This window comes from Nocardia sp. NPDC050630 (genome assembly GCF_044457245.1).
Lineage (GTDB): Bacteria > Actinomycetota > Actinomycetes > Mycobacteriales > Mycobacteriaceae > Nocardia.
In genome coordinates this window covers 210054-235366 of the sequence record NZ_JBITGN010000005.1, presented here as the reverse complement: position 1 = coordinate 235366, position 25313 = coordinate 210054, and the positions used below count along the sequence as shown (strand labels likewise).

Genomic DNA, 25313 nt, shown 5'->3' with positions numbered 1-25313 from the left:
CTGTGCTGGCGGACAATAGGGCGGTTGGTGATCATTCCTCCGGTCCGATGGGAGCCAGCGCCGTGCACGATGACCGTCGGTTGATCGAAGGCCGCCTCGGGCGGGTTCTCGACGAGCGGATCGTTCCGGCGATCTATCCGGAGTCGGTGCCGCTGCGGGCATCGATCTGGGTGGCGCCGAATGAGCCGGTGCCGGTCGCGGCGGGCTTGGCGGCGCCACGGACGCCTGTCGAATCCGGCGCGAGGTGGGGCGCACCCTGGGGGACGAGTTGGTTGACGGTCGAAGGCACGGTTCCTGCCGAGTGGGCGGGCAAAACCGTCGAGGCGATCATCGATCTCGGTTTCGACCGAAATATGACGGGATTCCAGTGTGAGGGCCTGGTCTACCGCCCGGACGGATCACCGGTGAAGGGTTTGCATCCGCGGAACCAGTGGGTGCGGGTGGCGTCCCCGGCGGTCGGTGGTGAGCAGGTGCTTTTGCACGTCGAGGCGGCTTCGAACCCGATCATCCCCTTCTTTCCGCCGATGGGGCTCGGTGACAAGTCCACCGCTGGTAACGAGCCGCAATACCGGCTGGGCCGAATGGATCTCGCGGTTTTCGACAACGAGGTCTGGCAGCTGGTACAGGATTTGGAGGTCCTCGGCGAGGTGATGCACGAGATGCCCGAGGAGCCTGCTCGCCGCTATGACATCGTGCGTGCGATCGAGCGCGCACTCGATGCCATCGATCTGCAGGACGTGAACGCCACCGCCGCGGCGGCGCGCGAATGCCTGGTCGATGTGTTGGCCACGCCTGCGGCACCGTCCGCGCATACGATTTCCGCGGTCGGGCACGCGCATATCGACACGGCGTGGCTGTGGCCGCTGCGCGAGACGGTGCGCAAGGTCGCGCGTACGACCGCGAATATGACCGCATTGCTGGCTGATGAGCCGGACTTCATCTATGCGATGTCTCAAGCCGCGCAGTACGACTTCATCAAACGGCACCGTCCGGAGGTCTACGAGCGGGTCGAACAGGCGGTATCGGAGGGGCGGTTCGTGCCGACCGGCGGGATGTGGGTCGAGGCGGATACGAATATGCCGGGTTCGGAGGCGATGGCGCGGCAGTTCGTGCACGGTAAGCGGTTCTTCCTGGCGGAATTCGATGTCGAGAACGAAGAGGTCTGGCTGCCCGACACCTTCGGATTCGCCGCGGGTCTACCGCAGATCATCAAGGCAGCTGGATCGAAATGGCTGCTGACACAAAAGATTTCGTGGAGTCAGATCAATCAGTTTCCGCACCATACTTTCCTGTGGGAGGGGATCGACGGCACCCGTATCTTCACCCATTTTCCTCCGGTCGATACCTACAACTGTTCGATGCACGGGCGTGAGATCGCCCATGCAGCACGAAATTTCAAGGAAAAGGGCCGTGCGTCGAGATCACTCGCCCCGACCGGCTGGGGTGACGGCGGTGGCGGTACGACACGGGAGATGATCGCGAAGGCCGCCAGGATGGCCGACCTCGAGGGTTCGCCGAGAGTGCTGTGGGACTCGCCATCCGGCTTCTTCGCCAAGGCCGAGGCCGAATACGAGAACCCGCCGGTGTGGGTGGGGGAGCTGTATCTCGAGTTGCACCGCGGCACGTTGACAAGTCAGGCGAAGACCAAGCAGGGCAACCGCCGCAGCGAGCATCTGCTGCGGGAGGCCGAGCTGTGGGCCGCCACCGCGACGGTGCGGAAAAATTTCGAGTATCCGTATGCGGCATTGGACCGGATCTGGAAGGCCGTGCTGCTGAACCAGTTTCACGATATTCTGCCGGGCTCGTCGATCGCATGGGTGCACCGTGAGGCGGAGCAGACGTATGCGGCGGTGGCCGAGGAATTGACGACGATCATCGAGCGGGCGCAATGGGTGCTCGGCGGTGAGCGGGTGGGGTCGAATGTGTTCAACCCGACGCCGCACACGTGGCGATCGGTTCCGGCCGGCGCGGCGGGTTCGATGGATTCGGGTGACCCGTGCTCGGTGGTCCAGCGTGCGGGTGGCGGGTTCGTCCTCGACAACGGTCTGCTTCGGGTCGAAGTGGATGTGCGCGGGCTCGTCGTATCGGTGTTCGACCTCGAACATCAGCGCGAGACGCTGCCACCGGGTTCGGCCGCGAATCTATTGCAGCTGCACCCGGATTTCCCGAATTCTTGGGACGCTTGGGATGTCGATCTGTTCTATCGGAACCGAGTCACGGACCTGACCGAAGCTGAATTCGTTGCAGTAGAAAAGGATTCGACGGGCGCGGCCGTGGTGCGGATCGGCCGCTCATTCGGGTCTTCCAAGGTCGAGCAGATCCTGACACTGGGGGCGGGCACGCGCGAACTGGATATCGACACCACCGTCGACTGGCACGAGACCGAAAAATTCCTCAAACTTGCCTTCCCGCTGGATATTCACGCCGACCGCTATGCGTCCGAGACCCAGTTCGGGCACACTTTCCGGCCCACCCATACCAACACCAGCTGGGAGTTCGCCAAGTTCGAGGCCTGCAATCACCGCTTCGTCCACTTCGCCGAGCCCGGCTGGGGCGTAGCGCTCGTCAATGACTCGACCTACGGCCACGACGTCACTCGCACCGTTCGCGCCGATGGCGCAACAACGACAATGTTCCGGTTTTCACTGCTGCGGGCACCGCGATTTCCGGATCCGGAGACCGACCACGGTACGCACCACTTCCGGCACGCACTGCTCCCCGGCGCTTCGATCGCGGATGCGGTGCGTGCTGGCTATCGCATCAACCTAGCGACCTCGCGCCCCGGCGTCGCCGAACCTGTTGAGCCACTGTTCATTATCGACAATGACGCCGTGGTGACCAGCGCCGTCAAACTCGCCGACGACGGCAGTGGCGATGTCGTGCTCCGCGTCTACGAGGCTCACGGTGGCCGGGCCTCGGCGCTGGTCACCGCAGGTTTCGGTGTCGCTGGGTTCCACACCTGCGATCTGCTGGAACGCCCGCTGCGAACGGATGCCGCCGCTGCGCCCGAGGGGGCGGGAGTTCGCTTGCGGCTGCGGCCTTTCCAACTCGTCACTCTTCGGTTCGCCCGTTCCGCTGAAGGTAGGTGAACATCGGTCGGTACGGCATGCGCTGGTGGCGTTGCTATCTCAGGCGACGCCACCAGCGCCTGACTGGACTCTCAGACCTGGGAAGGGACGCAACAGCTACTTCGTATCATTTGACATGAGCGACAAACGATTTCGCTCGTTAGGAGAATTACTGATGAAGTCAACCAACCGCACCGTGGTGTCCGCTGTGTCCGATCTGCGGGGCACCCCGCTCGGGCAGCTTTCGGGGCAGAGCCTGACGGACCTGCTGGCGAATCTGGCCAACTCCTCGACCACCGGTATTTCGTTCAGCTCCGCTCTGATCTGATCTGATCAGGTATTCACCGTCGATACCGGCTGACCCGTGAACCGTAAACCGCTTCCCTTTCGTCAGTTTGTGATCAAGGTGCACAGCCGGTGCGATTTGGCGTGCGATCACTGCTATATGTATGAGCACGTCGACCAATCCTGGCGTGGCCGGCCGATGGGGCTCGCCCCGGAGACGGCCGCCAGGATTGCGTTCCGTATCGCCGAACATGCGGCCGCCCATGGGCTGCCCGAGGTCGCCATCGTGCTGCACGGCGGCGAACCGCTGTTGCTCGGTGTGGACCGGACCAGGCAATTCCTGGCTGAGCTGCACGCGGCCATCGCTTCGGTGGCCCGCCTGAATCTGCATATCCATACCAACGCGATACTGCTCAGCGAGGCATACCTCGACCTTTTCACCGAATACCATGTGCGGGTCGGTGTTTCGCTGGACGGCGATCGCGCCGCCAACGACCGGCATCGGCTGTACCGCAACGGACGCAGTAGTTATGACCAGGTGATCGCGAGCCTCGAGCTGTTGCGTAAGCCGCAGTACCGCCCGCTGTATTCCGGTCTGCTGTGCACGGTGGATATCGCCAACGATCCGATCGCCGTTTATCGTGGGCTGCTGGAGCAGGCGCCGCCGCGCATGGATCTCCTACTGCCGCATTCGAATTGGGAGCATCAGCCGCCGGGCTTGCGGATACCACGCGACCCGGACAATCCGAAGCGGGGTGGTGGCGAGTACGCGCAATGGCTCATCGCCATGTTCGACGCATGGAATGCCGACGGGCGACCGGTGCCGCTGCGCACCTTCGAATCGGTGGTGGCGGCCATGTACGGCCGTCCGAGTACCGCCGAGGCCATCGGACTGGATCCGGTGGATCTGCTGGTGATCGAAACCGATGGCACGCTAGAGCAGGTCGATTCGCTCAAAACCGCCTTCGAAGGCGCCGCGGCGACGGGACTGAACGTATGGGACAACAGCCTCGACGAGGCCGCCCTGCTCCCTGGAATCACCGTGCGTCGCGACGGCATCGATGGCGTCAGCGCCACGTGCCGGTCCTGTGACGTGGTTCAAGTCTGCGGTGGCGGCTTCTATCCGCATCGATACCGCCCGGGCACGGACTTCGACAACCCGTCCGTCTATTGCGCCGATCTGAAGGAGATGATCGATCACGTGGCCGAGTCCGAAGCCGCAGCGGGTAGAGGCGGCGCGCAAACCTCCGCACATGGCGCCGTTGCCGCGGCGCACAGCTTGTCCGATGATGAATTCGACCAACTGGCAGCCGGTTTCGGTGATGCGGCCACGGTGCGCTGGCTGGCGCAGGCGCAGTCTTCGCTGCAACGCGAATTGTTGGCCGCGGTGGGCCGATTCGGTCCACAGGATGACGAAAGATTCACGGCCGCTTGGGATGTGCTCGTCTCGCTGGACGCTTCGGCTCCCGACGCGGTGGCCGCGGTGCTCGCCCATCCGTACACCCGGGTGTGGGCCATCGCCCTGCTGGAGGGGGTGAGCAAGGGCGAGACGGTGGCCGAGGATGTCCATCACCTGCAAGCGGTTGCCGCGAGTGCGGCGCTGCACGCGGGTAGGGACTTGCGGCTGCCGGTGCCGGTGCGCGACGGCGTCGCACCCCTACCGACCTTCGGTGCGCTGAAAGCTGGTGCCGACAAAGAGGTTTGGATCGACGCCCGCTCGGTCGAGGAACTGGATCTGCTACACCCATTGCGTAGGCTGGCGGCCACCGATCTGACCGTCCCGCTGGAGGACACCGACCCTTACCGCGTCGGCCACAGCTACGCCGCCGATCGGCTCAGCGATGCCGAGGCGCACCGGTGGCAGCTCGCCTTCGCCGAGGGCATCGACTTCATCGACGCGCATCTGCCCATATACGCGCCCGGCCTGCGCGTCGGCTTACGCGCGGTCATGCCGATGGAGCCGGACGAGAAATACGACCGAAGTGCTTCCATGCGACTGGCTTTCGGCGCTGTGGGCATCGGGTTGCGACGGGCCCTGGTATCCGCGGCACTGCCGCTGATCCACGAATTCCAGCACGTGAAGATGGGCGCCATCCTCGACATGTTCGAATTGTTCGACCGCTCCGATACGGCGCTGCGGTATTACGCACCATGGCGGCCGGATCCGCGTCCGATCGAGGGGCTGTTGCAGGGCACCTACGCGCATATCGGCGTGACCGACTTCTGGCGGGTGCATCGTGCACAGGCCGAGGGAACGCAGCGCCAGGAGTCGGAGCGGGAATTCGTGCGGTGGCGCATGATGACCGCGGAAGCCATTCGCCAACTTCAGGAATCCGGATCACTGACCCCGCTGGGGGAGCGGTTCGTCGCGGGCATGAGTGCGACGGTGCAGCCATGGCTCGCCGAATCGGTCGATCCAGCCGCGGAAACTACTGCCGTGCGTGCCGCCCGAGCGCACCGCGCCGCATTCGATGAGCGCATGAAGGTCAGCCGTGACCGCGATTGAGGCGCATAGTCTATCGGAGGATCAATTCGCGCAGTTGGCATCGGGTTTCGGTGATACAGCAACGGTCAGTTGGCTGGTGCAGGCTCAAGCGTCGGTGCAACGTGAATTGTTGGCGGCGGTAGGCGGGTTCGGCCCGCACGACGATCCGCGCTTCGCTGCCGCGTGGGATGTGTTGGTGGGCTTGGACGCATCGGCACCGGATGCGGTGGCGGCCGTGCTCGCACACCCCTACACCCGGGTGTGGGCGACGGCACTGCTCGAAAACATCAGTCGCGGGGAGTTCGTCGCCGCGGATGTCTATCACCTGGAGTCGATTGCGGCCAGCGCCGCGCTGCTGGCAGGTGTGGATCTGCGACTTCCGGTGCCGGTGCGCGACGGTATGGCGCCATTGCCGATGTTCGGTGCGTTGCGGGCCTCGGAGCGGGTGTGGATAGATACCGGTCGGGAGCTCGAGTTGGCCGAGGCGGTGCGCAAACTGACCTACGGCGAGCTGACCGTGACATTGGAAGACACGGATCCCTATCGGGCGCTGCCGTATCTCGACAGCGAAATTCACCCGACCGGGCGGTTGAGCGATGCGGAGGCCGAGCGCTGGCAGCAGGCATTCGGGGGCGCTGTCGAATTCCTCGAAGCGCATCTGCCTGCCTATATGCCCGGCTTGCGGGTTGGTCTGTGCACGATATTGCCGCTGCAACCGGATGGCCCGACCGACCGAAGCGCCTCGGCCAGACTGGCATTCGGTGCCGTAGGTATCGCGGCCCGACAGCTGGATCCGCAATCACTCGCCGAACTGCTGGTACACGAATTCCAGCACGTGAAGCTCGGCGCGATGATGGATGCCTTCGAACTGTACGACCGCGCCGATATCGACCCGCGCTACCACCCACCGTGCTTTTCGCATCCACGACCGATCGAAGGCCTGCTGCACAGCACCTACGCTCACCTCGCCATCACCGACTTCCGGCGCGTCCAGCGCACCATCGCGACCGGAGCCGCCGCCGAGACCGCCGAGCGTCGCTACGTCGAGGCCCGCACGCTCACCGTCGAAGGTATTTCGCAGTTGGAGGCCGCCGCATCCCTCACCCCCTTGGGCCACACCATCGTCGCCGCCATGCGAACCAGGGCTGATCTGGACCGATGACCACCATGCGGTGGTGTAGGTGCTCTCTCGGGTGATGCCGCCACCAGCGCATGGCCATTTATTTGCGTTCGGGGTGCGGTGGGGCGGGGTGGGTGCATAGGCTCACGGAGTTTGTATTTCGAATGCCTGGAGTTTCTCGATGACGATGCCGTCTTCGGCGCACGGTCGTGCACCGTTCACTTCGCCGATCGACACCGATGGGCCGCGAGTGGCGTTGTATACGCCGGAGTTCGCGACGGATCCGCATCGGGCGTATCGGGAGATGCGGGAGCGGTACGGGGCGCTGGTGCCGGTGGATCTGGCGCCGGGGGTGCCCGCCACACTGGTGGTCAGCTATTACTCCGCACTGCAGATCCTCAACGACCCGGATCATTTTCCGGCCGATCCGCGCACCTGGCAGCGGAGTGTGGCCGCCGACTGCCCGGTGCTGCCCATGATGCAGTGGCGACCGAATGCCTTACGCAATGCCGGTGAAGCGCATGCCAGGTATCGGCAGGCCAATGTCGCGGGCCTGGAGAAGGTCGATCAGTACCGACTGCACGAGACGGTGGCGAAACTCGCTATTCCGCTGATCAATTCATTCTGCGCCGACGGGTCGGCGGACCTGGTGCGCCAGTACGCGTTTCCGCTCGCCTTCGCCGTACTCAACGCCATGCTCGGCTGTCCGGCCGATATCGCACAGCAGGCCGCCACCGGTATGGCCGCGATCTTCGAGGGCATCGATGCCGAGCACGGCAATCAGTTACTGGCTGGGGCAATGCTGGAGTTGACCCAGCTCAAGCGTGCCGAGCCCGGCGACGACATCACCACGCGGATGCTGCGGCACTCGGCGGTACTCAGCGATATCGAAATGGTGCATCAGCTCGGCACGCTGTACGGCGCGGGTATTGAGCCGCAACAGAATCTGATCATCAACACCCTGCTGCTGATCCTCACCGACGAGCGGTTCGGCGGGAGTGTGCTCGGCGGAACGTTGTCCACCCGGGACGCGCTCGACGAGGTGTTGTTCAACGATCCGCCGATGGCGAACTTCTGCTTCAGCTTTCCGCGCCAGCCGATCCTGATCGACGATGTCTGGCTACCCGCCCATCAGCCGGTCGTCATCAGCATCGCCGCCTGCAATACCGACCCGGCGATTGTCGCGAATCAGTACGCGGGCAATCGCTCCCATCTGTCCTGGGGCGCCGGACCACACGTGTGCCCCGCGAATTCGATGGCCTACCTGATCGCACAGGACGCCATCGACCAACTACTCGATGCACTGCCCGAGATCCGCCTCGCGGTGCCGCCCGATCAGCTGACATGGCGGCCGGGACCGTTCCACCGCGCGCTCACCGCACTCCCGATCACCTTCCCGCCGTCACCTCCATTGCTGTCCTAGGACCGGCCGTGCCTGCCCGGCGCGCCCTGATCGTGCCACGCTCGACGTATGCGACTGAGTATTTGCCTCGCCGACTTCACCTGGCCGGATTCACCGGACGCGATCGGTGCGCGGGTCGATCGAATTGTGCGCGCCGCCGATCAATCCGGGCTCGACTCGGTATTCGTCATGGATCATCTGTTCCAGATCGGTTCGAACGGCCCGGCGGAAAACGACATGCTCGAGGCCTACGCCGCGCTGGGATATATCGCGGCGCGGACCGAGCGCGTCCGGTTCGGTGCTTTGGTCACCGCTGTCAGCTACCGGGATCCGGGGCTGCTGATCAAGAGCGTCACTACCCTCGACGTGCTCTCCGGTGGCCGCGCCTGGCTCGGCATCGGTGCGGCCTGGAATGGTGATGAAGCCACGGGGCTGGGTCTGTTCTTTCCGCCGACCTCCGAGCGATACGAACGCTTGGAGGAAACCCTGCGGATCGCGAAGCAGATGTGGGCAGGTTCCGAAAAGCCTTTCCACGGAAAGCATTACACCCTCGAACGCCCGCTCAACGTCCCCAACGCGCTGACCCGCCCGCACCCGCCCATCATGATCGGCGGCCAAGGCGAACGAAAGACACTGCGCCTGGTCGCCCAATACGCCGATGCCTGCAACCTCTTCGGCGAATCGGTCGACACCGTCGCAGCAAAACTCGAAGTCCTGCGCCGACATTGCGAAGCCATAAACCGTCCATACGAGGACATCGAAAAGACCATGGTCGCGTTCTGGTATCCGGACAAATCCGTTGCCGAGCAGGCGGATTCATTCGCCCGCTTCGCCGAGGTCGGCATTCAGCACGTCGTACTCGGCCGTCCCGGCCCTTTCATCGACGAGGACTTCGAGCAGATCTCCGAATTGGTGGGAGCGGTCGCCGACCTCTGATTTCGATCAGCCGATCGAAGCTCGGTATGCAGCGGGTGGTGGCCAGGTGGAATTCACCGGGCGCTGGTCGAATGGGCTGGCATTGTTCGCCAGGGAGGAAGAGGCCATGACCAGCATCGATACTCACACCGTCGCCAACCGCGTCGAGGAATTGACCTCCGTATTCGAGCGGGGGCTGCAGGAGAATCTGGGGGTCGGCGCGTCGCTGGGGATTCGGCTGGAGTCCGCGGGGGACGGGTACACGCGGTATTACCTGGATCCCAATCCGGCCACCATCAACGCCATGTTCACGGTGCACGGCGGAGTGATCGCGACGCTGATGGATACCGCGATGGGCAGTGCGGTATTCACGAAACTCGGTGACGGCGTGGCCTATACGACGTTGGAGTTGAAGGTGAATTTCATTCGGTCGGTGACATTGGACGGATCGCGACTCACCTGTGAGGCCACTGCGGTTCACGTTGGGCGTCGCACCGCGACGGCGGAGGGGCGGATCGTGGATGCGAACGGCAAGTTGATCGCGCATGGTTCGACCACGATTCTGGTGCTGAATCCGGAGTAGTGAAACAAATAGCCCTGCCTCCGAGCATCGGGGGGCAGGGCTATTCGTCAGGTCAGCGTGTTGCACTCGCCGATGAAGCGAACCAACTCATCGAGCCGGTCGGATCTGGCATCCACCGTCCGGTCGATCACCTTCACCAGATGCTCATAGGCCTCGGTGTGGTCGTAGGAGGCGACATCGGCGATCTTCAGCGCCCACCGCCAGTAGCCGCGCATGGTGTCGGCCAGTGGCATCCGAAAGTTGGCGATGACATCGCGGATCGGTTCCACGGTCGCATCGCCCTGCACCCGCAGATACCGCCCGACTACGTCGGCCATGAAGCTGAAATGCCTTGCCTCATCACGAGTTAACCGCCCCAGAACCGCTGCGAGAACGGGCTCGTCGACCACATCGCGCAGGTGCTGGTAATACATCTGCGTCGCCTTCTCCTGTACCAGCGCGTAGGCGAAGAACTGCACCGGATGGTCGTAGGGCAGGTCGAACGGCTTCTGTCCTTCGATCGCCAATTCCGCACGCAGCGAGTCACGTTCGGCGATTCCAGATGCTTGCTGGTATCGAGTGAGAGCCCGTGCGTGGGTATCCTCCTCCAGTGCCCACCGCACGGTGAAGTGGTAGAGCTCGCGGTTGTGCATGAAGGTGGCACGATCCACGGTGTCGTCCACCGGGAAATGCCGGTGGTATACATCGAAATAGCCGGGCAGATGATCCTCGATGAGAGTGACGAACTGCACCGCCGAACGCTGCCCATCGGTGAGCCGACCCGCATCGGCGAGCGACCAGTCGAAGGCGGTCTCCACATCCCAGGCCCGCGCGGCCGGGGAGGCGGCGAGGAAGCCGTCGACCGCGGCCGCCACCTCATCGACCGGAATCAGTGCCGACTCCATATTCATCTGCCTCTCCTACCGGGCATTGCGACAGGTCAGCGCGTAATGCTTGGTCGTATAACCCCATCCGGCATTGGCGATCTCCAGGTAATGCCGCAGCTTCGCGGCCAGTCCGGGGCCGTGCGCATCGATGCGTCCGGCGGCCGCATGGACATTTGCGATCCAGTCATCGATGGTGCGGCGGTAGTGCTCGGTGAGATCGTCCACCGCGATGACCGAGAATCCGGCGTCCTCGGCGGCGGTCAGCAACTCTGACAGTGGGCGCAGATCACCCCAGCCGAAGATGTCCTCGCGGACGAATTCGGTGCCGACGCGGGTGTCGAACGCATTGCGGGCGGAGGCATTTCGAAAACAGCTCTCCGAAACATAGAGTGCGCCACCACGCCGCAGCACCGACCGTGCGCGCCGGAAAACCCCGCCGAGGTCGGGCATATGCACGATCGAGCCGAGCAGAGTCACCGCATCGAAGCTGCGCACCGGCAGATCGAGATCTTCGAAGTGACCGACCTCGGTGCGCACCCGTTCGGTGACACCACGCGCGAGGGCCTGTTCGGCGATGTACTCGTGCTGGCGCGGTGCCGGGCTGATTCCCATTGTTTCGCAACCGAATTCCTCGGCCATGAACAGGATGAGCGAACCCCAGCCGCATCCGACATCGAGCAGTCGCTCCCCGCCGCGCAGGCCGAGCCGATCGGCGACGAAGTGTAGCTTCTGCCGCTGTGCCTGTTCGAGGGTGTCGGTCGGCGAGTTGTACAGTGCCGAACTATATTTGCGCAGCGGGTCGAGGAACTGGCCGAAGATGTCCGGATCCAGGTCGTAGTGCTGGTTGGTATCGGCCGTGACGGTCATGCCGCGGCCTCGTGCAGGGCCCGATCGACCACCTTGACGACATCGGCGAGCGTGGAGAGACCGAAGACGTCCTGGTCCTCCAACTCGATGTCGTAGGTGCGTTCGATCTTGGCGACCATGCGCAGCACGCGCACCGAATCGACGCCCGCCATACCGCGCAGGTCGACGTCGGGTCGTAGTTCGGCCTCGGCGATGCCGGTCTCGGTGGCGGCGATATCGGTGACGGTGCGCAGGATGTCGTCGGCGGTGTTGGTCATTGCTGAACTCCATTCGAAGAGAGGGCATTCGCGGTGGTCAATGCGTGCGAGAGCAGGGCGACCTCGTCGTCGCGGAGGGTGAGTTGATGGCGGACCGCATCGAGTTCGAACGGCTGATAGGCCGCGCTGGAGGTGGCGCAGACGGTGCCGTCGGCGTCCAGGATCTCGGCGGCTGCCTGAATGGGGTGATGCGACTCCGATAGCGTTGCCACACAGTGGTATTCGTGGTCGACCAGCAGCGGCGAGATGAATCGGGTGCGTTGGGAGACCGTGAATGCGGGATGGTGGCGGGCCAGCACGATGAGATTGCCCATCACCTCATCGCAGATCACGCCGATGAGTCCGCCGTGCACCACGCCCGGGTAGGACTCGAAGCCGCGTCCGAGTCGGAACCGGGCCTGCAGGCCGTCCGGATGCGGTTCGAACTCGAGCCGCAGCCCGGACGCGTTGTGCGGGGAACAGCCGAAGCAGTGGTAATCCGGAAGCACCGACCACGGCACCTGAACCGAGCTGTGTCGCTCCATGAGCTAGGCGATCGCGTCGGCGAGGGCGCGGCGGACCTTCGCGTTGGAGGACAGGTCGAGGCCCGTCATAGTGGCGAAGGTGCGACGCACCTTGTCGTGCAGCACATCCAGTTCGCCCTCGGCGGCTACCTGTCCGAGGAACAGATCGAATCCGGTGTCGATGGTCTCGTGGTCGCCGAGTTCGCTGATACCGGCCTTGAAGGTGCTCACCGGATGCTTGATCTTGGCCTCGGAGCTGTAGACGTACAGGGTCTCCAGCACAGACGGCAACTCCTCGGGGCGCCGCTCCAGCCGCTTGGTGGCGTAGTGGATGAACTCGCGGGCATGTCCGGCCTCATCGCGACTCGCATTGAGCAGCAGGCCCTTCAGCACCGGCTCCTGCACCCAGCTCGCGACGGCGCGGTAGATGTGGTTCACCGTGAGTTCGGAGATGATATTGGTGGCCAGGGTGGCCGAGGGGGTGGTTCCGGGGGCGTACGGCTCGCGCATGGAATCGACGGCCTTCTCGTCCACACTCTCGCCGACCGCACCGAGCCAGGAGCGAAAGGCATAGTGGTGCTGCACTTCCTGGTAGCCCCACACCACGGCGAAGGTGGAGAAGTCGTAGTCGTCGACGAATTCGTTCATGAAGCCGTGTACCGCGGCGATGACATTGGATTCGCCCATCGTCGCGCTCTTGGCCAGCGTCACGTATTCGGGGCGGACCAGTGCGTGGTCGACGGCGTCGAGGTCCAGATCGGTCAGCCGCCAATGCAGGCGTTCGTAGTGACGGAAGACTTCATAGCTGTGCACAGGAGGCTCCAGTTCGGTCGAAGATCATTGCCGTGGGGAGATGAGGTCGCGGGCGGCGAGGCGCTGCAGTTTGCCGCTGCTGGTGCGTGGAATGCTGCGTGGCGCAACGAGATGCACCGCTACGGCCGCCAGCCCGAGCTCGGTGGAGATGCGGCCGCGTATCTGATCGGCCAGCGCATCTGCTGCCGCGCCGGTGCAGTCGGATTCGGCTATGAGCGCGATGACATCCGCGCCGCTGGGATCGGTCGCGGCGGTGCAGCGGCCCTTGTAGATGCCATCGAGGTCACACACGGCGGCCTCGACATCCTGGGCGTAGTAGTTGACGCCGCGCACGGTGATCATGTCCTTGCATCGGCCCGTGACGAAGAGTTCACCGTCGCGCTGGTAGCCGAGATCGCCTGTGCGCAGCCAACCTTCGGTGTGCGGTCCGGCCACGCTGGACGGGTCGGCGGTCAGGTAGCCGTCCGTGACCGAGGGGCCCTGGATATGGATTTCGCCGACAGCGCCATCCGGCAGTGTCTCGCCGGTACCGAGATCCACGATGCGCAGCCGCAGATCGGCCACGGCGGAGCCGACACCTGCCACGGCGCGCGCCCCGGGGGCGTCCGGCGAAACGAGGTGTGCCCGAGCGTCATCCGCGAGTGCCGCGCGATCGACCCATTCGAACAGCGGTTCCCGCCCCAGCGGCGGGAAGGCGACGGCGAGGGTCGCCTCGGCCATGCCGTAGACCCCGAACATGGTCGAGCGCGCGAAACCGGCGGGCGCGAAATGCTGGCAGAACGAATCGACCACATCGCGGGAAATCGGTTCGGAACCATTGAAGGCGATGCGCCAATGCCGCAGGTCGAAGTCGGTGACCTCGTCCGCGGGGATGGCGTTGAGCAGTGCCTCGTAGCCGAAATTCGGCATGGCGGTGATCGTGCTGCCGCTTGTCGCGAATTCGGCCAGCCAGCGGGCCGGATTCTTGACGAATGCCAGCGGTGACCAGATGTGCGCGGGAATTCCGCGCAGGATCGCGGACAACGTGCCGAACAGGCCCATATCGTGGAACAGCGGCAGCCAGAAACCGCCCTGATCGGTCAGGTCGAGCGCGATGCCGGTTCGGATCGCGGCCAGGCCGCTGAGGGCGTTGTGGTGGGTCAGCCGAACGCCTTTAGGGGTGGCGGTGCTGCCGGAAGTGAACTGCACGATGGCAAGGTCGTCGGCATCGATCGCGGGCAGCGCGGTACTGACCTCGGTGAATAGCGTTGCGGTGTCCACCAATTCGACGTCCACCGCGGTTTCGAGTAGAGCGGCCAAATCGGCGAATCGGTGCGATACCAAGACGATGCGCATCCCGGCGGCCGCCGCAATGGTCGCGAGCTTGTGCGGGTATCGGCTCAGCTGCGCGGAACCGACAGGCAGGGGAAGGGGAGTTGCGGCACCGCCCGCCGCCGCGACTCCGAACAGACCGATCAGGAATTCGGGCGCGTTCGGGCACAGTATGCCCACCGGCTCGCCCCGTCGTATGCCACGGCGGACCAGCGCCGCGGCAGCGCCACGGGAGAGCCGGTCGAGTTCGGCGTAGCTCAGTTTTTCCGAAACCGACCAGAATGTGGCGGCCACCTCGGGGTGCGCGGCCGCGATCCGGGCCAGTCGACCCGGCAGCGTTTCGACCGATTCCGCAGAATTCATGTCTGCCACGACAACAGCGAATTGTGACAACGCCTTGAACGCATTGTGAATTGCGGTCTGCGATAAACATCCGCGATCATTCAATCGTGTTGCCCGATAAGGTATTCCGGCTATAGCGCGATAGGAACGAGTGATCGCCGCCGTACCGCCGGGTGCGCCGGCGCCACGATGGACCGGAATTGTTTTCGCCCGGTGTCCATTTCGCTTTTCATTCAGGAGTTGCCGGTGAGTTCCGACCATTCCGCGGTCGAGGAATTGACCCCGGTTCAGGTGGCGGTCGTCGAGAGCGTCGCACCGCATATGCGACACAATCCGTATGACAGTTATGCGGTGCTGCGTGATGCGGGGCCATTTGTACCCGGACCGCACGATATGCATTTGGTGACCCGCCACCACGAGGCGCAGACCATCATGCAGGATCCGCGCTGGAGCCACGCCGAGGAACCGCAACTGCTGCACGGCGACAGCGATGTCGAACTACCGGGATCGTTCCTCTGGATGGAGCCGCCGGAGCACACCCGGTTGCGCGGACTGGTCAGCAAGGCATTCACCGCGCGCACCGTCAGCGGCATGCGGGGCAGGGCCGAACAGTTGGTCGAGGATCTGCTCGCGAAGATGCTCGCCGCGGGCGAGGTCGATCTGCTGGATGCGCTGGCCTACCCGCTGCCGCTCACCATGGTCTGTGAGCTGCTGGGCGTTCCGGTCGAGGCATATGAGCATGTGCGCCAGATCTCGACCGGCATCGCCCGCGGCCTCGACCCGGATCTGCTGCTCTCGCCAGAGGAATTGGCCGCGCGCACCGCGGCGGTACACGCTTTCCTGGAGTTCTTCGGCGATCTGGTGGAGCAGCGGCGCAAATCTCCGCGCGCGGACCTGATCACGGCGCTCGTGCAGGCCGATGACGCGGGCGCTCGGCTGACTCGCACCGAATTGCTCGGCACATTGTTGATTCTCGTCGTCGCCGGGCACGAGACGACCGTCAATCTGATCGGCAACGGCGTGCTCGCGCTGATCCGCAATCCCGAGGAGTTCGAGCGGCTGCGCGAATTCCCGGAGCTGTGCGAATCGGCCGTCGACGAGGTGCTGCGCTACGACGCGCCGGTGCACCTCACCACGCGCACCGCGCACGATGTGATCACCGTCTCCGGCCGGACCTTCGCACCCGGTGATGCGGTGATCGTGCTGCTGGCCTCGGCCAATCGCGACTCACGCGCCTTCCCGGACGCCGACAGGTTCGATATCGCGCGGTATGCCGGGGGCCGAAAGGCCGAGCGGCACTTGTCCTTCGGCCTCGGCCTGCACTACTGCCTCGGTGCACCGCTGGCCCGGCTGGAGATGCAGGTCGTGCTGCGTGCCATTGCCGATCGCGTCGCGTCCATGACCTTGCTCGAGGAGCCGCCGTATCGACCGAATGTGGTCGTGCGCGGGATGTCCGAACTTCATGTGCGGCTGGAGGGAAAATGAACGCAGTATCGCGGAGCGATTCGATGAGGGGCGGCGGTCGGGCGACGGGTGGGCATACAGCCGATCCGATCACCTTCGATGCCTTCGATCCGAGTGCGCGAGCGGACCCGTATCCGGCATACCGTCGGGTGCGCGATGCCGCCGCGCTTTTTCCGTACGAATTCGGCGATGTCCCGGTCACTTTGATCACCCGGTACGAGGAATGCGCCGCCATCCTCACCGGATCGGACTGGGGGCACGGCTATGCCGCCGGCATCAGCCCGTTCCGGGACACCACCGCGGCGATTCCCGGTTCGTTCGTTCGAATGGACCCGCCCGAACACGGCCGTTATCGCAAGCTGGTGGCGAAAGCGTTCACGCCACGGTTGATGGCGGAGATGGTTCCGGTCGCCGGTCAGGTTGTCCGCGATCTGGTCGACGCGGCGGTGCGGCGTGGCGAACTCGATGTGCTCAATGATCTCGCGGTACCCCTTGCGGTGGCGATGGTGCCGGTCCGGCTGCTCGGCGCCGATCCGGCCGATGGTGCGCTGTTTCGCGAGTGGCAGCTGGCGATCGCGCGCGGCAGCGATCCGGATTCGCTGCTCGGCCCCGACGAAGTGGCCGCCCGCGGAACCGCGGCAATGGAGTGCATGGGCTACTTCGCCCGGCTGATCCAGCAGAAGAAGGCGCATCCGACACCGGATCTGCTGAGTGCGCTGGTGTCCGTGAGCGATGCGCAGCTGACCGAGCCCGAGGTGATCGGGATTGCGCTGCTGACGCTGGTCGCGGGCATGGAAACCTCGATCAACCTGATCGGCAACGGCATGCTCGCGCTGCTGCGCAATCCGGTTCAGCTGCAACTGCTGCGGGACAATCCGGAGCTGATCGGTCCGTCGCTGGACGAGATGCTGCGCTACGACGCCCCGACCCAGTTCACCATCCGAGTCGCTCTGGCCGACACCACCGTCGGCGAGCACGAGTTCCGTCGCGGCGACGGCGTGGTCGTACTCACCGCCTCGGCCAGCCGGGACGACCGGGTATACCCCGAGGCGGACACCTTCGATGTCACCCGCTACGCCGGAAACCGTCCGGCACGCAAGCATCTCGGCTTCAGCCTCGGCATTCATTACTGCGTCGGTGCGCCGCTCGCGCGAATCGAGGCGGAGGCCGCGCTCGGCACCCTGCTGGACCGGGCCTCCGAACTCGAACTCGCCACCGACACCGTGGAATACCGGCCGAGTCTGATTCACCGCGGCATTGTGTCGCTGCCGGTGTCGCTGTGAACGAGCGAACAATCAACACAGCCGACCGCGCTGGGATGTGCCGCAAGCGATTCGGCCACCGGTTTCGGCAGCACCGGTGCCGAATCGACTCGACGATGTACCGAGAATCTCCGATCTTCTCGGTCGTGTCGGAGCTGAGCGCCGGGCAGGCGCAGGCATGAATGAGCGGCGGCACGCGGTGGTGCTCGGCGCGGGCATCGCCGGATTGCTCGCCGCCCGGGTGCTTTCCGAGCATTACGCCAGGGTCACCATTTTCGAGCGCGACATGGTCGCTGGCACCACCATGCGACGCGGTGTACCACAGGCACGGCACCTGCACGGACTGCTGGATCGCGGCCGGACCATCATCGAACAGCTGTATCCGGGTTTCACCTCCGAAATGGCCGACCGGGGCGCGACCACGGCGGAGGCATTGGTCGGAACCCGCTGGTACGTAGGCGGTTTGCGGGTCGCACCCACATCAACCGGCCTCACCTCGGTAATGGCGACCAGACCACTACTGGAAGAGGTACTGCGACAGCGAACACTCGCGGTACCGGGTGTGCGCCTGTGCGAGGGCACGGCGCGCGGCCTCATCGGCGATGCCACGCGGGTCCGGGCGGTGTCGGTCTCCGGCGGATACGGGGCAGAGGCGTATGCCACGGACCTCGTCGTCGACGCGACCGGCCGCGGCTCCCGCGCGAGCGTCTGGCTGGCCGCTCTCGGAGCGCGGATACCGCGGGAGGAACGCCTCGAGGTCGATCTCGGCTACACTTCCAGGCTCTTCCGTTGGCGGCCGGGCCAATTGGGCGGCCACTCATCGGTGATCATCTCAACCGGCCCGAATGGCCGTGGCGGCGGTGCGATTCGGGTCGAGGGCGAGCGCTGGCACATAACATTGGCCGGAATGCTCGGCGATCATCCACCGACCGATCCGGACGGCTTCGCCGAATTCGCCGCCACCATGCCCGCACCGGATATCCACGAACTCATCACCACCTCCGAACCACTCGACGACGCTGTCCCGCACCGGTTCCGATCGCCCGTGCGCCGCCGCTTCGAGCGGCTTTCCGCGGTGCCGCAAGGCTTTCTGGTTCTCGGTGACGCGCTGTGCAGCTTCAATCCGCTGTACGCGCAGGGCATGGCCGTGGCCGCACAGCAGGCTCTTGCCTTACGCGAATGTCTGCGCGCGGAATCCGACCAGGCCGGACTACCTGCCCGGTACTACTGCGCCGCTGGCAAAGTGGTCGATGTCGCGTGGCAGCTCGCTGCCGGTGCCGACCTCGGTCATCCGGGCGTCATCGGCCCCCGCACGACCCGTACGCGCCTCATCAATGCCTATGTCGCCAGAGCACACCGGGTCGCGCATGTCGATCCGCAGGTCGCGCGGACCTTTCTGCGGGTCGCCAATCTCGTCGAACCGCCCGCGGCACTGGTGCGACCGTTAATGGCGGCCCGAATCCTGCTGCGCGCCAACGCGCAGTCCGCCGCGGTCCCCGACCGTTCACCGATCCCTATCGAACCGACGAGGTGACGGGTCCGCAATGCCGCGCCCCGCACCGCCACATTCCGACCGGACGCACCGCCAGTTCGGCGGTGCACCGCACAGAAGGGACCACCCTGATATGTCGCATGCGAATACGGCGGTGGCGGGCCAGGATTCCGCCATCCAGACCGCCATCGCTCAGCTATTCGGCCCCGAAGGCAGACCCGACCCGTACACGCCGGCACGGGTCCTACGCGAAGCGGGCCCGTTGCATCAGACTCCACTCGGCCACCATCTGCTGACCCGCTATGAGGACTGCACGGCAGTGCTGTCGACCACCGCGTGGAGTCATGCGGAAGAGGCCGCGATGATGCACCCCACCGTGTCACCGGAGGACGCACCCGAGGAACTGCCCACCTCATTTCTCTGGATGGAGCCGCCGGACCACACGCGGCTGCGCAATCTAGTGACCAAGGGGTTCACCCCGCGCATGGTGACCAGGCTGCGCCCGCGCATCGAGGAGCTGACCGAGGAGCTCGTCGACAATGCCCTGGCCGCAGGCGAATTCGATCTTGTCGAGATGATCGCCTATCCGCTTCCGCTGATCATTGCCTGCGAATTGATCGGTGTGCCGCCAGAGGCATATGAGCAGGTGCACCGGTGGTCCCAGGACCTGGCCCGCGGCTTCGATCACGACTACACGCTGCCCGAGCAGGCGCTGAAGGCTCGCAGCGCCGGTTCGCGCGGCTTCATGGGCTATTTCCGTGAGTTGCTGAACGAGCGGCGCCACGATCCGAAGGACGACCTGCTGAGCGCGCTGTCGCAGGTCGAGGACTGCGGCGACGTGCTCACCGAACAGGAACTGCTGGCCACGTGCATCACCACCTTCGTCGCCGGACACGAGACCACCGCCAATCTGATCGGCACCGGCATGCTGCAGCTGATGCGCAATCCGGGTGAAATCGCCGTCCTGCGCGCACGTCCCGAGCTGACCGCGTCCGCGCCGGACGAACTGCTGCGACTGGAGCCGTCGGTGCAGATCACCACCCGCGCCGCGACACGGCCGATCACCGTCGCGGGCCATGAGTTCGACACCGGGGAAGGAGTTGTGGTGCTGATCAATTCGGCCAATCGCGACGATACGGTGTTCCCCGATCCCGACCGGGTCGACGTGGCCAGGTATTCCGATCCGATGTCTCCGGCCAAGAAGCACCTCGGTTTCAGTCTCGGCATCCACTACTGCCTCGGCGCACCCCTGGCATTGCTGGAGATGGAGGTACTGCTGGACGTGCTGTTGCGCAAAGTGCGTGATATCGAACTGCTTTCGGACCAACCGCCCTATAAGCCGAATGTGGTCATTCGTGGCCTGGAAGCCCTGCCGACGAGGTTCACCGCCAAGTGAATTGTGCTCGGACCCGGTGTGATAGCACGCCGGGTCCGCTCTTGTCTCGGCCCATCGTTTCCGGGATGCTGAATGGTCGCGGCCTGTGATAGCACACCGGCGCACGCGCCGGGGTCAGTTCACCCGGCCGCAATGGTCTCGGCGATATCCGTCCGATCGCGGTTCATCCTCGGTTACCTGGCTCCGCTAACGTTTCGGGTACGCGGAATAAGGAGCCGGCGGCATGGAGTTCCGACATCTGGTCTCATTCATCACTATTGCCGAAGAGCTGCATTTCGGCCGCGCAGCGCAGCGCTTGCATCTCACGCAGCCCAGTCTCAGTGCCCAGCTGCAGAAGCTGGAGAAATCACTCGGCGTGCAACTGGTCGCACGTAACTCCCACGAGGTCAAACTGACCCCCGCGGGCCGAGAATTCGAGAGTCAAGCCCGCATCATTGTGGCCCAGATGGACCGGGCCGCCCAGGTCGCCAAGGCGACCGCCGAGGGGCGCGCGGGCACCCTCAATATCGGTTACAACCTTCCGGCCAGCAGACACGTGCTCCCGGATGCGCTAACCAGAATGACCGAACGGCATCCCGATATCGTGGTGTCGCTGTGGGAGAAGCGCACCGGCCCGCAGCTGGCGGCGCTGGCCGACGGCTCGCTCGACCTGGCGCTGGTATACGGCCACCCGAGCACCCCGGATTTCGCTTATCGCCGGTTACTGCACCGGGTTCCGCTGGTGGCGGTGGTCGGGCGCAGACACCGCTGGGCCGAACGGTCCGGCGTGCCCTTCGCCGAATTGGCCGGACAGGAGTGTGTGCTGTTCGCCCGCGAACAGTGTCCGGCCATGTACGACTCCATCTTCCGCGCGGCCGCGGACACCAGGATCAGCTTGGCCGTCGCGCATACCGCCGATGATCCCGGTGCGACCGCGCATATGGTATCGGTGCGTCCGTTCGTCGGATTCGCCTCACTACCGCGTGCCATCTCGATGGGGATGGGTGCGCCGGGCAGTATCTCGGTGGCGGTCAAACTGTTCGATCCGGTGCCGACATTGGATTTGTACGCGGTGTGGCGTACCGACGAGACGAATCCGGCGGTTTCGTTTTTCCTGGAGTGCATCGATTCCCCCGAACCGGCCCGTATAGATATTGCCCGTGCGCTCTCGGCCTGAGTCCTTCGATAGGCCATGACATTCGCGCGGTAGGAACCTCTGTATCGGCGGGGACGTAATTCGTTGCCGCCGACCAGAATTCGACATTGTGAATACAGTGTCAGTGACCGAGAACGGGATCGATCTACCGGACGACGCGAGTTTGTACTCGGTGATTTCCGGTGCGGCCGCGGCACATCCGCGACGGCAGTCGCTGTGCGGCGCGGACGGGACGCAACTCACCTGCGCCGAGGTGGACCGGCGGGCACGAGCGCTGGCCTCGGCGCTCGCCGGGCGTGGCGTGCAAGCGAGGGATCGGGTCGCGATCCTGGGCCGCACGAGTCTGGAGTGGGCGCTGCTGGATTGCGCACTGCTCGCCCTGGGCGCGGTGGTCGTTCCGGTGTATCCGACCTCCTCGGCGGCGCAGATCGAGCATATCCTGCGCGATAGCGGCAGTGCGTATTTCGTCGGCGAGGACGAATCCGATGCGGCGCGCCTGCGTGCCGCCGGTGCGGGCGAGGTCTGGACCTTCGCGCTGATCGCGGAGCTGACGACGACCGAAATCGACGCGGATCTCGATGCCCGCATCGCCACGGTGCACGCCGACGATCTGGCCATGATCGTCTACACCAGCGGCACCACCGGTGTCGCCAAGGGATGCTTGATCACGCACCGCAATATGTTCGTGTCCTCGGCCAATACCGTGCGGCAGACCGGTGCGCTCTTCGATGGCACGACCGTGTTGGCGCTGCCGTTGTCGCACGTCTTCGGACAGACCATCCTGTTCGCCTGCTTGTTCGGCGGCAGCCGCACCCATCTACTGCCCGGCATCCCGGATCTGGTGCCGCTGCTGCCGACGCTGCGGCCCACCTTCCTGGCGCTGATTCCCTACGGATTGGAGAAGATTCGCAAGTACTGCCGAACCCTGCTGTCCGGCACCGAGGAGCAGGAAGCGGTGACGCGCGGCCTGGCATTGCTGGGTGACCGAGCGACGCCGGAACCGTGCGACCATCCGGTTGCGGCCGCGCTCGGTGGGCAGCTGCGCTACGTCATCTCCGGCGGCGCCTCGCTCGACGAATCGACGATCGCGTTCTACGCCGGATTCGGTGTGGTGCTGCTGAACTGCTACGGGCTCACCGAGGCGGCGACCGCCGTGACGGTCAGCGCCCCGGAAACCAATCGGCTCGGCACCGTCGGGCGACCGATTCCGGGGACCTCGGTAGCGATCGCGGACGCCGATGGCGAGGTGCTGGTTTGCGGACCGCACGTCTCGCCGGGCTATTGGGGCGTGGCAGCGGACCAGACCGTCGTGAACGACGAAGGTTGGCTGCACACCGGCGATCTCGGTGGACTCGATGCCGATGGCTATCTGCGCATCACCGGCCGCAAGAAGGAGATCCTGGTGACCTCCGGCGGCAAGAATGTCGCGCCCGCGCCGCTCGAGGACCGGGTGCGACTGCACCCCTTGGTGAGTAACTGCATGGTGGTCGGAGACGGCCGCGATTACGTCACCGCATTGGTGACGCTGGATCCGGTGCAGCTGCGGCGTTGGCGCGGCAACCATCCCAACGGTGATCTCGAGGCCGCCGTGCAGACCGCGATCGACGATGCGAATTCCCTTGTTTCCCGCGCGGAATCGATCCGCGCATTTCGAATTGTGGATGGCGACTTCACCGTTGACGACGGATTGCTCACCTCGTCTCGGAAACTGCGCAGAGCCGCGATCGCCGCGGCTTATTCCACCGATATCGATTACCTCTACCCGGCACGCCAACCCGCGCAATAGGCGCGATCTCGAAATCTCGACTACCGGAAAGTGATGCGAATATGTACGACGTCATCGTTGTCGGAACTCGGGTCGCGGGTTCCCCGCTGGCCATGCTGCTCGCCAGGAAAGGGTACCGGGTCCTCGCCGTGGACCGTGCCACCTTCCCGAGCGACACTCCCTCGACCCACTACATCCACCAGGCCGGACTCGGCTTGCTGCGGTCGTGGGGTCTGCTGGAGCAGGTGGTGGCCTCCGGTTGCCCGCCCATCCGGCACCTGAACTTCACCTACACCGACATCGTCATCAAGGGTTTCGCCGATGTGGCGGCCGACGGCATCGACGCCGTGTACTGCCCGCGCCGCACCGTGCTGGACAAGATCCTGGTCGACGCGGCCGGGAATGCCGGCGTCGAGGTGATCCACGGGTTCTCCGTCACCGAGTTGGTGTTCGACGAGGATCGCGTGGTCGGCATCCGCGGGCGCGTCCGTGACGGCGCCGAGCAGGAGTTCCGTGCCGGTCTGGTGATCGGTGCCGACGGCTCGAATTCGACCGTGGCCAAGGCGGTCGGCGCCGAGGTGTACGAGGGCTCCCCGGCGGCGTGCTTCGTCTACTACTCCTACTACGACGGCGTCGACTGGGGCATGCAGCACCGCACCGGATTCGGTGAGCAGCAGTTCGCGGCGTGGCCGACCAATGACGGACTCTCGCTGGTCGCGGTGATGCGCAAGCGCGACCGTTTCCGCGACTTCCGCACCGATCCCGATGCCGGTGTGCAGGAGATCGTCGAGCAGATCGACCCCGAACTCGGTGCGCGCCTGCGGGATACGGGCAAGCGGGTCGAGCAGTTCCGCCCCATGCTCTACCCGGACAACTACCGTCGCCGCTCCTACGGACCCGGTTGGGCACTGGTGGGCGACGCCGGTTACCACAAGGACCCGTTCACCGGTTGGGGCATTACCGACGCCTTCAAGTACGCCCAGCTGCTCGCCGATCTGGTCGACGAGGGCCTCTCCGGAGCCAGGCCGCTCGATGCGGCGCTTGCCGAGTACCAGGTCGAACGCGACGCCCAAAGTGTCAGCACTTACGAACTGACACGGAGCATTTCGGAGCTGTCCCTGACGCCGTACTACGACTCGGTATTCCGCGCGACCAGCTATGACGAGGACTACTCGAAGAAGTTCTTCGGGCTGATCGCCGGAACCTACTCGCCGGAGAAGTACTTCGGCGAGCAGGAGCTGACCGAGCTGTACGAGAAGGTCGACTTCCCGGTCGACGCGCGGCATGTCACCAAGGATGGGGTGTCGGCATGAGTGAGCGAACCATGGCACAGCGCGCATCGCGCACAACGGAGCCGAGCGTCAGTGAGGTGCGGTCGTGAGCGGACTAACCGCACTGGGGGACAGCTTCGTCGAGGGTCGCGGTGACGCCGCGACCGGTGGCGGTTACCGCGGCTGGGTGTCGCGATTGGGCGGCCAGCTCGGTCTGCGACCGGCCGCTGTGCGCAACTTCGGTACGCACGGTGCCACTACCAGCATGGTGCTCGAACATCAACTGCGCCTGGCTGTTTCGACGCGAGCAAGTCTCTTCGGGGTGGTCGTCGGTGTGAACGATCTGGTCAGCGATTTCGATTCGGATCGGTTCGAACGCAATCTTTGGACGGTGTTCGACACGCTAGGTGGCACTGGCGCAACGGTTTTCACGGCAAGCTACCCGGATATTCCGGCTCGCTTGCCGGTGCCCGATGGATTCCGTGCACTGCTGCGGGATCGGTTCGTCTTCGCCAATGCGGTGCTGGCTGCCGTCACCGCCGAAACCGGCACGCTGCTGCTGGATATCGCCGCCCTGCCCGAGTGGGAGCAGCCCGAGGTGTGGACCGCCGATGGTCTGCACCCGAGCTCGCTCGGTCACCACATGTTCGCCGCGGGTGCGGCCGAGCTCATCGCATCGCGTACCGCGACCACCGTCGCCGCCTGATCTTT

21 protein-coding genes are annotated in these 25313 nt (G+C 64.9%); 15 read left to right on the top strand and 6 right to left on the bottom strand.

Going from position 1 to position 25313, the window contains the following annotated elements:
- Positions 1-62: 62 nt before the first annotated feature.
- The 7 genes from ACIBG0_RS16025 to ACIBG0_RS15995 all read left to right on the top strand — a co-directional run bounded on the left by ACIBG0_RS16025 (position 63) and on the right by ACIBG0_RS15995 (position 9858).
- Entirely contained in the window at positions 63-3089 is a 3027-nt protein-coding gene (locus ACIBG0_RS16025) for an alpha-mannosidase (protein ID WP_397033082.1), read from the top strand.
- Between the two features lie 154 nt (positions 3090-3243).
- Positions 3244-3396: a hypothetical protein gene (locus ACIBG0_RS16020; protein ID WP_364339458.1), complete on the top strand. Its 153-nt coding sequence runs from the start codon at positions 3244-3246 to the stop codon at positions 3394-3396.
- Positions 3397-3432: 36 nt separating this feature from the next.
- Positions 3433-5859, top strand: a complete 2427-nt coding sequence (locus ACIBG0_RS16015) for an FxsB family cyclophane-forming radical SAM/SPASM peptide maturase (protein WP_397033080.1) — start codon at positions 3433-3435, stop codon at positions 5857-5859.
- The gene (locus ACIBG0_RS16010; protein ID WP_397033079.1) at positions 5846-7000 is read left to right on the top strand and encodes an aKG-HExxH-type peptide beta-hydroxylase; all 1155 of its coding nucleotides are present in this window, start codon (positions 5846-5848) and stop codon (positions 6998-7000) included. Before ACIBG0_RS16015 ends, ACIBG0_RS16010 begins: the two co-directional genes overlap by 14 nt.
- Before the next feature lie 139 nt (positions 7001-7139).
- Positions 7140-8381: a cytochrome P450 gene (locus ACIBG0_RS16005; RefSeq protein WP_397033077.1), complete on the top strand. Its 1242-nt coding sequence runs from the start codon at positions 7140-7142 to the stop codon at positions 8379-8381.
- Positions 8382-8429: 48 nt separating this feature from the next.
- Positions 8430-9296, top strand: a complete 867-nt coding sequence (locus ACIBG0_RS16000) for an LLM class F420-dependent oxidoreductase (RefSeq protein WP_397033075.1) — start codon at positions 8430-8432, stop codon at positions 9294-9296.
- Positions 9297-9342: 46 nt separating this feature from the next.
- Positions 9343-9858, top strand: coding sequence for a PaaI family thioesterase (locus ACIBG0_RS15995; RefSeq protein WP_397033073.1), 516 nt, complete (start codon positions 9343-9345; stop codon positions 9856-9858).
- 47 nt (positions 9859-9905) lie between these two features.
- Here the strand turns inward: ACIBG0_RS15995 and ACIBG0_RS15990 are convergent, their stop codons facing one another.
- From ACIBG0_RS15990 to ACIBG0_RS15965, 6 genes are read right to left on the bottom strand one after another with little or no spacing between them, the layout of a single operon-like run.
- The gene (locus ACIBG0_RS15990) at positions 9906-10748 is read right to left on the bottom strand and encodes an acyl-ACP desaturase (protein ID WP_397033072.1); all 843 of its coding nucleotides are present in this window, start codon (positions 10746-10748) and stop codon (positions 9906-9908) included.
- A 9-nt stretch (positions 10749-10757) separates the two neighbouring features.
- Positions 10758-11591 (bottom strand): SAM-dependent methyltransferase, encoded by an 834-nt coding sequence (locus ACIBG0_RS15985; RefSeq protein WP_397033070.1) that lies wholly within the window; start codon positions 11589-11591, stop codon positions 10758-10760.
- On the bottom strand, positions 11588-11848 hold the full coding sequence (locus ACIBG0_RS15980) for an acyl carrier protein (protein WP_397033068.1): 261 nt from the start codon (positions 11846-11848) through the stop codon (positions 11588-11590). The genes ACIBG0_RS15985 and ACIBG0_RS15980 overlap by 4 nt, the downstream gene beginning before the upstream one ends.
- Positions 11845-12372, bottom strand: coding sequence for a PaaI family thioesterase (locus tag ACIBG0_RS15975; protein WP_397033066.1), 528 nt, complete (start codon positions 12370-12372; stop codon positions 11845-11847). Before ACIBG0_RS15975 ends, ACIBG0_RS15980 begins: the two co-directional genes overlap by 4 nt.
- A gap of 3 nt (positions 12373-12375) precedes the next feature.
- Positions 12376-13164, bottom strand: a complete 789-nt coding sequence (locus ACIBG0_RS15970; protein WP_397033065.1) for a ferritin-like domain-containing protein — start codon at positions 13162-13164, stop codon at positions 12376-12378.
- Between the two features lie 24 nt (positions 13165-13188).
- Positions 13189-14838, bottom strand: a complete 1650-nt coding sequence (locus ACIBG0_RS15965) for an AMP-binding protein (protein WP_397033063.1) — start codon at positions 14836-14838, stop codon at positions 13189-13191.
- A gap of 225 nt (positions 14839-15063) precedes the next feature.
- Here ACIBG0_RS15965 and ACIBG0_RS15960 point away from each other — a divergent pair, with 225 nt between their 5' ends.
- The 8 genes from ACIBG0_RS15960 (at position 15064) to ACIBG0_RS15925 (ending at position 25308) form a co-directional block, all read left to right on the top strand.
- Positions 15064-16302: a cytochrome P450 gene (locus tag ACIBG0_RS15960; RefSeq protein WP_397033061.1), complete on the top strand. Its 1239-nt coding sequence runs from the start codon at positions 15064-15066 to the stop codon at positions 16300-16302.
- Positions 16299-17564, top strand: coding sequence for a cytochrome P450 (locus ACIBG0_RS15955; RefSeq protein ID WP_397033060.1), 1266 nt, complete (start codon positions 16299-16301; stop codon positions 17562-17564). Before ACIBG0_RS15960 ends, ACIBG0_RS15955 begins: the two co-directional genes overlap by 4 nt.
- A 157-nt stretch (positions 17565-17721) precedes the next feature.
- Positions 17722-19077 carry an FAD-dependent oxidoreductase gene (locus ACIBG0_RS15950; RefSeq protein WP_397033058.1) on the top strand — a complete coding sequence of 452 codons (1356 nt, stop codon included), beginning with the start codon at positions 17722-17724 and terminating at the stop codon, positions 19075-19077.
- Between the two features lie 91 nt (positions 19078-19168).
- Positions 19169-20431: a cytochrome P450 gene (locus ACIBG0_RS15945; RefSeq protein WP_397033056.1), complete on the top strand. Its 1263-nt coding sequence runs from the start codon at positions 19169-19171 to the stop codon at positions 20429-20431.
- Positions 20432-20654: 223 nt separating this feature from the next.
- On the top strand, positions 20655-21587 hold the full coding sequence (locus tag ACIBG0_RS15940) for a LysR family transcriptional regulator (RefSeq protein WP_397033054.1): 933 nt from the start codon (positions 20655-20657) through the stop codon (positions 21585-21587).
- A gap of 88 nt (positions 21588-21675) precedes the next feature.
- The gene (locus tag ACIBG0_RS15935; RefSeq protein ID WP_397033052.1) at positions 21676-23352 is read left to right on the top strand and encodes an AMP-dependent synthetase/ligase; all 1677 of its coding nucleotides are present in this window, start codon (positions 21676-21678) and stop codon (positions 23350-23352) included.
- Positions 23353-23393: 41 nt separating this feature from the next.
- A complete protein-coding gene (locus tag ACIBG0_RS15930; RefSeq protein ID WP_397033051.1) occupies positions 23394-24644 on the top strand; it encodes an NAD(P)/FAD-dependent oxidoreductase in 1251 nt (416 codons plus the stop codon).
- A 64-nt stretch (positions 24645-24708) separates the two neighbouring features.
- Positions 24709-25308: an SGNH/GDSL hydrolase family protein gene (locus ACIBG0_RS15925; RefSeq protein WP_397033050.1), complete on the top strand. Its 600-nt coding sequence runs from the start codon at positions 24709-24711 to the stop codon at positions 25306-25308.
- Positions 25309-25313 lie beyond the last annotated feature (5 nt).